The 12823-nt window shown below is 38.0% G+C and carries 13 protein-coding genes; 2 read left to right on the top strand and 11 right to left on the bottom strand.

The annotated features are described in order from the left end of the window. Nucleotides 1-2: 2 nt before the first annotated feature. The 3 genes from LC454_RS17080 to LC454_RS17070 all read right to left on the bottom strand — a co-directional run bounded on the left by LC454_RS17080 (nt 3) and on the right by LC454_RS17070 (nt 2971). Nucleotides 3-1292 (bottom strand): glycosyltransferase family 2 protein, encoded by a 1290-nt coding sequence (locus tag LC454_RS17080; RefSeq protein WP_223583680.1) that lies wholly within the window; start codon nt 1290-1292, stop codon nt 3-5. 169 nt (nt 1293-1461) lie between these two features. Further along, on the bottom strand, nt 1462-2577 hold the full coding sequence (locus LC454_RS17075) for a HEAT repeat domain-containing protein (RefSeq protein WP_223583679.1): 1116 nt from the start codon (nt 2575-2577) through the stop codon (nt 1462-1464). A 13-nt stretch (nt 2578-2590) separates the two neighbouring features. Further along, entirely contained in the window at nt 2591-2971 is a 381-nt protein-coding gene (locus LC454_RS17070) for a PleD family two-component system response regulator (RefSeq protein ID WP_223583678.1), read from the bottom strand. Between the two features lie 546 nt (nt 2972-3517). On the opposite strand from LC454_RS17070, the gene LC454_RS17065 reads away from it, so the two are divergent. Further along, nucleotides 3518-4327, top strand: a complete 810-nt coding sequence (locus LC454_RS17065; RefSeq protein WP_223583677.1) for an AraC family transcriptional regulator — start codon at nt 3518-3520, stop codon at nt 4325-4327. Here the strand turns inward: LC454_RS17065 and LC454_RS17060 are convergent. The 8 genes from LC454_RS17060 to LC454_RS17025 form a co-directional block, all read right to left on the bottom strand. Next, nucleotides 4324-6720: a TonB-dependent receptor gene (locus tag LC454_RS17060; RefSeq protein WP_223583727.1), complete on the bottom strand. Its 2397-nt coding sequence runs from the start codon at nt 6718-6720 to the stop codon at nt 4324-4326. The genes LC454_RS17065 and LC454_RS17060 overlap by 4 nt on opposite strands. Nucleotides 6721-7075: 355 nt before the next feature. Then, on the bottom strand, nt 7076-7777 hold the full coding sequence (locus tag LC454_RS17055) for a lycopene cyclase domain-containing protein (protein WP_223583676.1): 702 nt from the start codon (nt 7775-7777) through the stop codon (nt 7076-7078). Further along, nucleotides 7774-8232, bottom strand: coding sequence for a sterol desaturase family protein (locus tag LC454_RS17050; RefSeq protein WP_223583675.1), 459 nt, complete (start codon nt 8230-8232; stop codon nt 7774-7776). Before LC454_RS17050 ends, LC454_RS17055 begins: the two co-directional genes overlap by 4 nt. 36 nt (nt 8233-8268) lie before the next feature. Next, nucleotides 8269-9105, bottom strand: coding sequence for a phytoene/squalene synthase family protein (locus LC454_RS17045; RefSeq protein ID WP_223583674.1), 837 nt, complete (start codon nt 9103-9105; stop codon nt 8269-8271). Nucleotides 9106-9109: 4 nt separating this feature from the next. After that, nucleotides 9110-10588, bottom strand: coding sequence for a phytoene desaturase family protein (locus tag LC454_RS17040; RefSeq protein WP_223583673.1), 1479 nt, complete (start codon nt 10586-10588; stop codon nt 9110-9112). Between the two features lie 12 nt (nt 10589-10600). Continuing rightward, complete coding sequence (gene uraH / locus LC454_RS17035; RefSeq protein ID WP_223583672.1) at nt 10601-11017, bottom strand: hydroxyisourate hydrolase; 417 nt, start codon at nt 11015-11017, stop codon at nt 10601-10603. An 8-nt stretch (nt 11018-11025) separates the two neighbouring features. Further along, complete coding sequence (locus LC454_RS17030; RefSeq protein WP_223583671.1) at nt 11026-11667, bottom strand: MarR family winged helix-turn-helix transcriptional regulator; 642 nt, start codon at nt 11665-11667, stop codon at nt 11026-11028. A gap of 471 nt (nt 11668-12138) precedes the next feature. Then, nucleotides 12139-12537, bottom strand: coding sequence for a hypothetical protein (locus LC454_RS17025; RefSeq protein ID WP_223583670.1), 399 nt, complete (start codon nt 12535-12537; stop codon nt 12139-12141). Between the two features lie 24 nt (nt 12538-12561). Here LC454_RS17025 and LC454_RS17020 point away from each other — a divergent pair, with 24 nt between their 5' ends. After that, nucleotides 12562-12699: a DUF892 family protein gene (locus tag LC454_RS17020; RefSeq protein WP_223583726.1), complete on the top strand. Its 138-nt coding sequence runs from the start codon at nt 12562-12564 to the stop codon at nt 12697-12699. The last annotated feature ends 124 nt before the right edge of the window (nt 12700-12823 follow it).

The raw sequence follows: 12823 nt of genomic DNA, 5'->3' as shown, positions 1-12823 counted from the left end.
CTCTATTTTTTTACCCCGTCCGGTGGTAAGGGTGTTAAGGTACCTTTGCGTTTCATTTCTCCCCAGGCATGTTTTTTACCAAAAAGCTCCTGTATATATCCTTTGATAGAACTGTACACAATGATCGGATGATATATAAAAGGTTCTAAAAATGCGGTGAGGCACAAGCGAACAATATCCTCCCTGCGTTTATAATACTTATACACATAATTGTCCAATAAAATCGAAAAGCTTGTTAAAAAAACCGAAAACATATATACAAAAACCAGTAGCAGAATAGCCATCTGCCAGTTGATTCCATTTGTCAGGATCAAATAGATATAAAAAAATATGCCCAGAATTTCCATAATTGGCGCAAAGAACTCAAAAATTGCATTATAGGGAAATACAATCAGTCCAAACTTTCGATAGCTGGGATTGAAGAAGGCCTTACGATGCGTTCGCATGATCTGCATGAGACCCCTTGCCCACCGGATACGCTGACGTGTTAGCATTTTCAAGCTATCTGGTCCCTCTGTCCAACATAATGTCTGCGGGATATATTTAACCTCATATTTTTCATTATTGTCGCACATCTTCATACACATCCTGGTGACCATTTCCATATCCTCCCCCAATGACTTTGGATCGTATCCGCCAGCTGCAATAAGAATTTCCTTATCAAATAAACCAAGTCCACCAGATACATTGGGAATACAATTCAGGTAATTCCATCCCATTTTACCAAGAAGGTATGATCGGATGTATTCCATTTCCTGAAATCGGGCGAGGATCGGTTTAGGCAAAGCTGCTTCAACCAGCATCCCTGAATCCACATAACTCGAGTTGGACATACGTAAAGTCGCTCCTACGGCGATGACACGTTCCTTGGCATCCAATACTGCCTCCATCAAATACACCAATGTATCATTGGCAAGCACACAATCAACATCTGTATTCAATATATAAGGAAAGGCTGCGACATTTATTCCCGCATTGACCGCATCAGCCTTACTTCCTCCGTTAATCTTGTCAACGACAGTCAGGCGTTTATGGGAAATATCACGCGATTTATAAATTGCTTTAATTTCCTTGCAGGGAACCAAATAATCGACCATAAAATCGACTGCCACAAGATCGAATTCCTTGATCAGTTTTGCTAAGGTATCATCCTTACTTCCATCATTTACGATCACGACCTCATATCTTGGATAAAAAAGGGTCATCAACGAACGAACATTATTTACAATAGTCACCGACTCATTGTAAGCAGGTGCGACAATACTGACTCCCGGCGCAATTTCCGATTCCATGAGCGTTTGAATCCGTCTGGAATTGCGTTTTCGAAGGTTCTCGCGAATCGAAAGCGATGATATCCGAAACAGCATAACATACACCACTAACAATAAAAGACAATATAATCCAAAAATAAACTCTACTGAAGAAATAAAATGTGTCATATAAAAACCTCTCCCCTAATATTTAAATGTAATGGACCATTGGATGATTAACAGAGCGTATGAGTTTACTTTCTTCGCTATCCAGTTCTCCATCTATTTTTCGCAAAAGCGTTGTACTATAAGGTTTTTGAGCAACCAATGAGCGATAAGCGTGCTTTCGCAGGCTTAATGGCAAATTGCTATCTATAAACAATCGATACAGGAAATCAATCGATTTTCCTTGTCCTATGCGGCCGAGTGCCTTCAGTATTTCCAATTTAGCTGTCAGGCTGCTTTCCCCCGTATATAGCTCCTGCAATCGCTCTTCGCTATCCTTTGCCAACAGTTTTCCTAATGAGTTAACAGCTTTTAAAGCAGTTTTTGTTTCCTTATTGGCGTTAATTAATTCCCAAAGCCCCGCTTCGTTTAGTTCTTGGTAATAGACCATCAGATCCATGATCAAACTATTAACTTCAAAGGATTTCGACACATCCAACCATTGCGAAAATATATAGTCACCAAAATAGTCCCCCTGGACAATTGTCTGAAAAATATCAATCGCGTGAAGCTGACTGATCCCATATAGTCCTTCAAATACCCTGTCAAAAGCATGTTCACCTTCCACCTGTAACAGGTATTTAGATGCCGCAACACGGATTTCAACCTGAGGACTTTTCAGCAGCTGATCAAGGATCTTTTCCTGAATGGACACCTTCATCAAGGCCAGATTGGCCAGGGACCTCACCGTGGTCACCATGTTCGTGGCTGAATGTCTAATTTCATATTGCGCTTCTTTATCAAAGCCCAATTCATTGAAAAGATGCCGCATACTCTGGCCCTTCTCTCCGCCGATCGTGAAAATAAACTCGTGTAAAACATGGCGTACAACCTTGCTCACGAGCTTATTATTCAAATCCAGCCCCAATTTCTCGACCGGGAAATGACTGGTCCTGTTTTCCGCCAAAACGTGTTCATAGATAAAATCCCTTAATGCCGGATATATCCTAGAATAGGCTCTACGGTACCGATAATCACGGTAATAAAAGAAGGCGATTCCAATAAGACTTGCTGTCCAAAACAGCACGCTCAAGACCAGGGCAGCGATAACAAGTATCGGCCAGCCATCACCTTCAAAAAAGGCGCGAATATCATGCATCATATATGTCAATGTCCTAAGCATGGCCAATCCTCAAACGTACACGTGAAATCAGTTCAGATGGAGATATTGGTTTTTTGATATAATCATTTGCCCCCACTTCAAAGCCCTCCACAATACTGTTGTCGTCGCGATATCCTGAAATAATAATAACTGGTACCTGATTATTAGTGTTGCTCTTTCTAATACGGTCTATAATTTCAAAACCATTAGCAAAAGGTAGTGCCAGATCAGTAATAACCAGATCAATTGATTCGTCCGAGACCAGAGAGAGCGCTTCCTTACCAGATTTGGCAAGCAATAGGTCGTATCCCTCCCGTAAAAGAACAAATTGCATGGTGCTCAACAGAATCTCATTATCTTCGACAACAAGGATTCTCTTTTTTTTGTCCCACATAGCGTGTTTTGTTTAGTTTTTCATAGTGAAACAAAATTTGATAAAAAAAAGGAAACTACCTGTAGTACAACAACTACAGAACGTCATAGATCATTTAAACAAAGTTTTTCATAAAAAACAAAAATAAAATGACAATAAAATGACCTGAAAATTTAAGTTTGTAATAATCAAACTCATGAGTTACTATTTAAAATTTAAACTTTTAGGATCAAACATATGAGCGGGACTTTTATTAAGACTCCCATCGTTACATTTCAATCTACTCTACACTAGGTTTACATTTATAGTAATTAAGCATAGAAAAACTTAGTAGCAATCAAAAAAGAAGGCTATGACACATGGAAAAAAGTATATTCAAAACAGTTTCTTTTTTGCATATCCAAGCAACTGGCAACAGATACCAATGAATGCCCCGACTAACATAGCAAAGCTACACCGTAGTATTTTTTTTTCAGCTGTCAAACTAGCATTCAGTATAGTATGCTTAAGTATAAACTTTGTTTCAATACAAGGATTTATTTTATTTTTACTTTCAAATTTACTTGCATGGTCAGCAAAACAATCATCGTAAAAGATAAGCTCGAGCCCCAGAAATTATTAAAGGTGGCTGCATTTGACAATTCAAAAGCTGTAACCACAGCACATAGACACAATGGGTACCTAGAATTAGTGTTTTTATGGTCCACATCTGGAAAACATGTCATTGATGGCAGGGAAAGTCCAATTAAAACGCCATGTATACTGATCATTCGAAAGGAAGCTGTACACCATTGGGAGTTGACAATACCCATCGACGGTTTTGTACTCTTGGTAAAAAAATCATTTGTAGACCAGAGCTTAGATCTTGAAATCACAAGGATGGTCGATGAAATCAGTAGGTTTGACACCATATATCTTAAAGAAAAGGGGATCATACCAACCCTTCTTAAACTATTATCACAAGAAGAAAATAAAATATGTCAGGAAGGATTGTTTAGATCGTTATTGGCCAAGGCGCTGGAGGATAAGGATAAAACGGAGCAATCCACATCGATATCCAACGACCTGTATGTCAAATTTATCGAGCTGTTAAATACAGGTTCAAAAATCATAAACAGTGTCGCATACTATGCATCCCTCCTGCATACGAGTCCCCAAAATCTGAGTGCAGCATGCAAAAGAAACACCAATAACACGGCCTCTCAGATATTGGCAACCTATATTATCAAAGAAGCGAAAAGGCTTATTTTCTATACCAACAACTCGATCGCTGAAATTGCTTTTGTATTGGGTTTCTCAGATAAATCAAACTTTTCAAAATACTTTAAACGATACACAGACTTGACCCCTTCAGAGTTCAAAAGACAACAGGGCTAAAATTCTTTCTCACCAAACTCACTCTTAGGTAATTTCGAAAGCTGATTCAGCTTATGAAAATTAAAACTGAGGTTAAGCATCAATATATTCTTTTCATAAATATAATTAGTGGTGGTGAAAAAGTCACTAGAGGACGTCGTAATACGCTGCTCATTGACACCCCATTTGCCAAGTTCAATGAACTGCCATTGAAACTGTGCTTTGATCGCTCCTTTCAAAAAGGCCCTACTCAGATTGAAGTGGGGGGTGACAAACCTAGAGTCTTTTCCCTGTACGGTAGGCCTTTCTGAGAGATAATTTACCTGCAAACCTGTGCTCCAATTCTTGGCTAGATCTGCCTGAACCCCAGCGTTCAAGGAATAGACCCAATCGCTATTGCTGTTTGTCTCTTTATAAGTAAGCACTTGTCCAGATATCTTATAACGATACAGGTTCAATCCTCCGTTTACTTTTAACCAAGGGAGGAGCTTTCCGTCACCTCCCAGTTCTGCACCCAAGCGGGAAGCATAGTCTGCATTTGTAAACACCCGATTAAGTATCGTATCTGCATACACAGAATTGACCCGTTGGATCGGATTTTTCGTATGTTGGTAGTATGTGTTTAAGAATATACTTCCTGTCTTTAATTTTTTCACAATCCCCGTCTCGACATTCGTTGTAAATTCCGGAAGCAAGTTGGGGTCTCCTTGTTCCAATGTCTCTGAATGTTCACGTTCGGGTATAGGATTTAGTTCAAAATTGTTATTTCGTTGAACGCGACGGCCAGCAGCAAACTTCCATGACCAATCCTCGCTAAGGGTATGCATCAAATTGAACGTAGGATACAATTGGTGGACTGAATAGGGATATTCTACGCCAGTATTGACTAAAAGTACATCCCGTTGATAATATTCATAACGAATTCCAAGTGAAAACTGGGTCCTTTCAAGTTTATGATCATATTGGCTAAAAATAGCATGCACCGTATTATTTGCGTTTAACTTTCCTGTAAATTCGGAAATAAGCTTAATTGCTTCCCCTGGCTTTTCAATGGCGAAATATTCAAAATTACCTTTTTGCCGATCATTTCTTAATTGGTATCCACTCAAAAGCTCGCCATGTGGCAATTTCCATTGATGTTGAACCGAAATCCGTAATCCACGTAAAGGGTTGGTATAATTGTTATTTGTCCATTGAACAGTATCAATCCCATGTTCGATATTCGCATTCTGGGTCGATCCATATATATGGGCATATTCATAAATTGCACCTGCCTGCAATAAATGGGTATCACTAAACTTGTACTGATAATTGAAATCAATAAGATAAAATTCTCCCTGTTTATTCTGCAGATTGGAGTTGAAATAATTTATTTTTGAAAGTTCTTCACCGGTTGATGGACGAACTGTTCGATTTGTATAATCGATATCAGCCAGTCTGTCCTGAAATTTCCGGGACGCCAACACACCTAAGTTAATTTGCTGTTTATTAGATAGTTGATATAAACCATTCAATCTGACGCCAAAATTATATTTGTCAAAGCTCCGTTCACCTCTGGATGGAAAGAACGTCTGCCGATCCCCAATAATAGTATAAACGCTACCTTCTCTGGAACCTGCATTGTCATTGCGCAGATAATTGGCCGAACCACTCAATTCAAGCTTATTTTTTTTGAGCTGGAAAGAAATATCTCCACCAAATCGCTTTTGCTCTCTCTTGTTTCCATAATCATCTATGCTCGGCAATCCTCCCTGGAGATTAACTATCCAAGCAAATCCATCCGATGTAGCTTTTTTCGTCCTGAGATTAATAATCCCTCCTTTGCCATCAGGATCAAATTGAGCTGAAGGGCTGGTAATATATTCTACCTCGGTAACATCATTAGCTGCGATCTGGCTTAAAATTGTCGCAGGATCTAAAAAAGAAGGTTTACCATTAATAAGTACAATAATGCCTGTATTCCCGCGCATACTTATATTGCCATTCCCGTCTACGGCAGCTGATGGTAGATTTTTTACAATATCCAATGCTGTACCACCAACTGCATTTCTATACTGGCTTGCTTGATACCGCTGCCTATCGGCGGAGTGCTTCTGCGTGGCAATCTCTCCGGTAATCTTAACTTCGGTCAACCGTTGATCCGTACTGACAAGTGCTATTTCAGCTAGATTGATCTGCCTTGTACCATCCAAGTCCACCACTAGTTTTTTCTGTCGATAACCAATAAATTTCACCAAAATAGCATATTGTCCTTTTTTCAGATCGAGAAAACGGAAACCACCTATCGAATCTGCAACCGCACCATCGACGACATGACCATGTATATCGAGGAGAGCAATCGTAGCAAAAGAGATTGGCAAATTTGACATAGAATCCTTTATACTTCCAAAAAGTATTGATTTTTGCGCAAGCACTGCTGTTAGCGTGAATAATAGGTAGAGTAGGATAAAAAATCTTTTCACTGCGGTCTAAGTTTCCCCAAAAATAGAAAAGTTAATAAACATGAAGTACGTACTTGAAAATTATACCACAGTTTTTTCAAATCGACCTTAATCTTACTGAAACTATATGTTCAAGAATGACTAATATGGCTATTTAAAGAATTTCAATAGAAAAACAATGTAACTATTTAATTAAATAGAGAGACCAGCCAAAAGTAGCAGTAGCCGCGTTTTTTCCACCTAATAATTATTCGGATCATAAAGATTAATCATTTTCGACAACGGGCAACATCTTGCTCTCCATGAGTTTTTTACGATAGAATAATTTTTATGAATTGGGGTTATACGGTCTGGTTTGGAATTTTTTGAAAAAATAAAGTACCCATAGAAACTGGGTGTATCCATAAACCGCATCTTCTATAGGAATGGTGAGTACCCGAATACCCATAAAATCCACTGGATTATAATTGACTATTGGTGATTCCAGTCCTGTTCCTGTGAGTATACCATTGACAGGCAAAAATCCTAACATAAGTATTGTGAAAACCAAAGAGGCCTGGCTAATCCATTGTACCCGCATAACAAAGTGAAAGACCAGCAATGTCACTATGGTGACTACAGCAGTCACCAAGGTATATATTCGATCAGCATAGCGAAGTGCTACCACTGCGCATACAATTATACTGACAAAGACAATAATATTGTTAACAGCACTAAGATGTTGCCATCTAAAAAATTTATCCAGGCAGAAATAGGTGAATATGCAGGAGAAAGGAATAAAGATAAAAAATAACCATTCCTCCAGAGGTAATCCAGCCAAGACAATGCCCAAGGTATACTTTGTATTAAACCACCAAACACCGCGACTGGTAAACCAGACATCCCATGCAATAAAAAACAGGGCAACAATAACTGAAGCTTTTAAAAATGGGACAAACTCTCGATCAAATCGAAGCCGCTTGTCGAAGGAAGCGACAAAACATATTATGACCGTAAAAAATAAGATAAGCGAATAAGTATACTGCATCATGTTTTTTCATTATTACTGTACATTTTAAAGTATTTCAACGGAACATATAAAAAGCCAAAGCACTCTCCTTCTTCCTTGACCAAATGTTTGTGATGCTGCTTGTGGGCACGACGAAGTGCCAAAAAGTATCTATTTTTTGTCTTACTCAAAAATTTGAAACGCTGGTGGATAAAAATATCATGCACAAAAAAATAAGCCATACCATACAACATAATTCCCAGACCAATATAAAATAGGTAATTATAATCTTTTAGCGATCCAAAATACATTAGTGCAATGGTAGGCAATGCAAAGATGACAAAGAAGTAATCGTTCTTTTCCAAAAAACCTTCATTGCTATGATCATGATGGTCTCTATGCAATATCCATAAGAAACCATGCATAATATACTTATGGATAAGCCAGGTAGCACCTTCCATGGCAACAAAAGTGATCAGTACGGTAATAAAATTCATATGTTTATTCGCTGATGATTTTAAATTTGCGCAGAATTATAAATAAGCAGCCTTGTATCTCAAATAGCTTTTGAGAGCGACATAGGCTTTTTGAGTATTGGGTATTCTAATTCTATTTTCTAAAATTTCCTTCGATGATTTCTTTCGGATCTTTGCAAAAAGCGAAAGATAATATTTGTAAGCCAGATAAACACCAAACTTGGCCGAGGAAGGTAATTTTTTAATACCCAAAAGTGCTTCTTTAAACTCCTTGTGGATTTCATCTTCAATCTTACTTTTGAGTACATTATCAAATACAGCCATATCCAAATTTGGAAAATAAGTGCGACCGAGGATATGATAATCATCTTTGAGATCCCGCAAAAAGTTTATTTTTTGGAATGCAGAACCAAGTTTCATAGCATATGGTTTTAACTCCTCATAGCGCTGTTTATCTCCCTCGGTAAAAACCTGTAAGCACATCAATCCTACAACCTCTGCTGAGCCATAGATATACTCTTTATAGCGTTCTGAATCATAATCTATTTTTTTCAGATCCATCTCCATACTGTGCAGGAATTGATTGATAAGGTCAATGTCGATGTCATATTTGCGTACTGTCTCTTGAAAAGACTGCAAAATAGGGTTCAACGAAATTCTTTCTTCCAAAGCAGCATTTGTTTCTAAATACAGACGCCTCAATAATCGTTGCCGGTCATATCCATGAAAACTATCGACGATTTCATCTGCAAGTCTAACATAGCCATAAATTGCGTAAATACTATGACGGATGCTTGGTTTCAAAGCCAAAATGCCAAGCGAAAAGCTTGTACTGTATTTCTCAGTTGTTTTTTTGCTCACTTCATAAGCGAGTTCATCAAATAACTTCTTCATGGTCTTATGATTTATGATATAATTCAATGGCTTCTTTAGCGACAATCTTTCCAGAAATGATGGAGGGCGGTACACCAGGACCGGGTACAGTCAACTGACCTGTATAAAAAAGATTGTGCACTTTTTTATTTCTAACCTTTGGTTTCCATACCGCAGTCTGCTTAAGTGTATTGGCCAATCCGTAAGCGTTTCCACCGTAAGCATTATAATCGTTCATAAAGTCGCTGACACAGTAACTTCGTTTGTATGAAATTTGTTCGTATAGATTTTTTATACCCGTATGCTTTTCCAGACGTTCTAACATGTGCATCAGGTATTCTTCACGTACTTCCTCGTTATCCGATATACCTGTCGCTAAAGGCATCAACAAAAAAAGATTCTCAGCATCCGAGGGTGCAACATGAGTATCCGTTTTGGACGGACAACAGGCATAAAACAACGGGTTTTGAGGCCATTTTTTATCCCCGTAAATAGAATCTATATGATCATCCAGATTATGTTCAAAAAATAAAGTATGGTGAATCAAATTAGGAATAGTGGATTTCATACCAAGATAATAAATCAGACTGGAGGGGGCAAAAGTCCTGCTTTTCCAATAGGCATCATCATAATTTCTCAATCCTTGGGGCAATAGCGATTCAATATGGTGATAGTCCGCCGAAGCAACAATAAGATCAAATTCTCGATTTTCGCCATTAACTGTGATCGAGGAGACTGCTTTGTTTTCGATGTTAAGTGCTTCAACACTGTGCCCAAAATGAAAATTTGCTCCTTGCTTTTGTGCTACTTGTTGCATAGCTTGCACAAGCTGAAAAAATCCTCCCTTGGGGTAATACGTTCCCAGTGCATAACCACCATAATTCATCAGACTGTACAATGCCGGAATATCTTTAGGAGAGGCCCCTAAAAAAATGACGGGAAATTCCATCAAAGTCCGTAACCTTTCATCTTTAAAATATTTTGCAACGTAAGTCCTAAAGCTTGATAAGAGATCTAATTTGAAGGCGCTGCGCGCAATTTTTGGAGAAGCGAACTCCAGCCAACTATGGCAAGGTTTATTGACAAAATCACGCATCCCAACTTCATATTTAAATTTAGCTGCCTGCATAAATTTGTCCAGTTTCCTCGCTGCCCCCAATTCAATCCGTTCGAATAACTGTTTTAAATCCTCGTATGATTCAGGCACACTGATCTTTCCGGAATTAAATATCATCTCGAACTGTGGATTCAATGAAACAAGTTCAAAGAAATCAGCTGTGGTATGGCCAAAATCCGAAAAGAAGGACTCAATAATATCAGGCATCCAATACCAGCTGGGTCCCATATCAAACCTAAAGCCTTCAGGCGTAGAAAACTGGCGCGCACGTCCACCTGGCTGTACATGTTTTTCAAAAACATGCACGTCATAACCCGCCTTAGCTAAATAAGCTGCAGCCGAAAGCCCCGAAAAACCTGCACCAATTACAGCTACTTTCTTTTTCATTTTCTTTTGATTTTAGCTTCCTCTATACGTGGAGTACCCATAAGGACTTACCGTGATCGGAACATGATAATGTCTATTGTCTTTTATTTCAAATATTACCTCGATATACGGATAAAAGGTTTCTATTTTTTGATTCAGAAAGTAACTTTGGGTATGAAATTTAAGCTTGTATATACCTTTATTAGTATCTTTTCCAGATAATAAAAAATTACTTATGCGACCATTGGAATCCGTTTTTTCACTGGCTACAGCAGTCCATCGGTTATCTGGCGTCAACTTCTCTAAATCAACTCTAACATCTTGAGCTGGGTTCCCCTTAGAAATATCCAGTATGTGACTTGATAATTGATAATGAAGTTCTTGCGCGTAGGTTGTCAATCCAGAAAGTAAGAAAAACAACATAAAAAAGTATCCTATTCTACTAATCATCTGATTCGCTATATTTTAACTTTGTCCAATAATTGTTCTGTCGCAATGTTTTTATCGTAAATCACTTGATGAAAATCGCTCAGTTTAGTTAACAAGTTGATAAGTATCATTTTTTCCTCATTAGTGAGATCTCCCGAAACAATCCGTGTCGCGTGCCGTATGCTTCCCATTTGCTTCTCCAATGCCAATAAACCAGTTTCTGTAATGTATATCACCTTACTTCGCTTATCCAATTCAGATTCCTCCTGACTTACCCATCCCTGTTTGAGCAAACGATTTATAATAGCCATACCGACTGGCTTTTCATGAATATTTCGTTTGATCAATTCCATTTTTGTCATCTGCCCAAATGATTTTAGCGTAATCAAATAGATAAATTCCTCTTGAGTAGAGAAATCAGATCCCCAAATCGCAGCTTTTGAATAACTCTTTGCGAATCTGTTCATATGTACAATTAACGTACTTATGACACTCTCCGGACTGCGTCCATTTTCCTTACCTTCCCAGTGGGGATCAACAAGCTTATTACTTTGCACATTTACAACCCAGCGCTTAAACCCTTCAGCATCATTAGCATAATTACCGTTTACATTATCTGCTTCGAATTGCTCAATCAATGGTAGGATTCCTTCTAAAAGTTTATACTTCATAACACTAAATTAGAACACTAATATACCATTAAAGTTTTATTTATTTTAAAATAATGATTTTTTGGAATAAAAATATACTAAATAACCAGAAATAGGTCTGGAAATGAATTGGTAAAAAACATCAGTACGATGGGCCTTACCCCTTAAATTAGGGTAACGGTATTTCTTAAGTTTTACGGATTCCCGAGCTGCTGCACCTAAGCAATATGAGTCTTAGGCCCCTATTGCACCAAATGAGTGGATCAAATTAAAAATTGAGGTAAAAGATAAAACAGCCAAGCTATTTATAAATGACGCCAAACCACCTAATCTTATTGTGAATGATCTCAAAATGGGCGCTGATAAAACTGGAAAATTGGTCTTTTTGTCGATATCGGAACCGAAGGATTTTTCAGGGATTTGAAAATGACAAGTAAATAAATACTCAAATGGTGAGGTTGAATTTTTGCCAGCTATATATAGCTGTAATATCTATTTATAATAGTTTATCAGAAGAACTCCTTCTCCTTCATTATCCAGCACCAATTCACCGTCTTCTAAAACGGTACCATCTTTAGCTAAAATCGATATCTGATATTTGGCTCCAGCTCTTCCACCGTCAATCGAAACGGAGAGTCCTGCAGCACCTACCGCATCTATCAATGTTACCGTCTTTTGCCAAGGGGTCGTAACAATCTCTTCATAGTCATCAGGAATATTATAAGGATCTGTAATTGTAGGGGTATATTGAACTTTCGCCGTTGTTGCAGGCCCCTTTAAAGTATAAGTAATCTGAAAGCTCGATGAATCTGAATCATCCTCTTTTGAACAACTGAAGCAAATAAAACTAAAAGTGCACAACAGCAAAAATATTTTAAAAGCTCTTTCCATATATAAATCTAATTTTGTCTTTAAATCCAATTATCGTACCAAGAAGCAGACGAAATTATTGAAAATTATGAAATTGCTAGTTACGGTTGTTTGGCCACTTTTGCAAAGCTGATGGAACATACTGAAGCAGAACAATTGTTACAGCAAACACTTGATGAGTAAAAGCAAACGGATACTTTGTTAACTGAAATAGCACTCTCAGGAGTAAACGAATTAGCTAGCAAATAACAATATAATAATGCCCGGAAATCCGGGCATTATTATTTTAATAGCTCTCTCCTATTTA

The organism is Sphingobacterium sp. GVS05A (assembly GCF_019969845.1).
In the GTDB taxonomy this organism is placed as follows: Bacteria; Bacteroidota; Bacteroidia; order Sphingobacteriales; family Sphingobacteriaceae; genus Sphingobacterium.
The sequence above is the reverse complement of the archived record's forward strand: the minus strand, read 5'-3'. Positions and strand labels throughout refer to the sequence as shown.

Coding starts and splice junctions, on each gene's coding strand:
- LC454_RS17070 (WP_223583678.1), bottom strand. CDS start 2,971: ATGTGGGACAAAAAAAAGAGAATCCTTGTTGTCGAAGATAATGAGATT.
- LC454_RS17055 (WP_223583676.1), bottom strand. CDS start 7,777: ATGATGCAGTATACTTATTCGCTTATCTTATTTTTTACGGTCATAATA.
- LC454_RS17040 (WP_223583673.1), bottom strand. CDS start 10,588: ATGAAAAAGAAAGTAGCTGTAATTGGTGCAGGTTTTTCGGGGCTTTCG.
- LC454_RS17075 (WP_223583679.1), bottom strand. CDS start 2,577: ATGATGCATGATATTCGCGCCTTTTTTGAAGGTGATGGCTGGCCGATA.
- LC454_RS17050 (WP_223583675.1), bottom strand. CDS start 8,232: ATGAATTTTATTACCGTACTGATCACTTTTGTTGCCATGGAAGGTGCT.
- LC454_RS17030 (WP_223583671.1), bottom strand. CDS start 11,667: ATGAAGTATAAACTTTTAGAAGGAATCCTACCATTGATTGAGCAATTC.
- LC454_RS17065 (WP_223583677.1), top strand. CDS start 3,518: ATGGTCAGCAAAACAATCATCGTAAAAGATAAGCTCGAGCCCCAGAAA.
- LC454_RS17045 (WP_223583674.1), bottom strand. CDS start 9,105: ATGAAGAAGTTATTTGATGAACTCGCTTATGAAGTGAGCAAAAAAACA.
- LC454_RS17080 (WP_223583680.1), bottom strand. CDS start 1,292: ATGGAATCGGAAATTGCGCCGGGAGTCAGTATTGTCGCACCTGCTTAC.
- uraH (WP_223583672.1), bottom strand. CDS start 11,017: ATGATTAGTAGAATAGGATACTTTTTTATGTTGTTTTTCTTACTTTCT.
- LC454_RS17025 (WP_223583670.1), bottom strand. CDS start 12,537: ATGGAAAGAGCTTTTAAAATATTTTTGCTGTTGTGCACTTTTAGTTTT.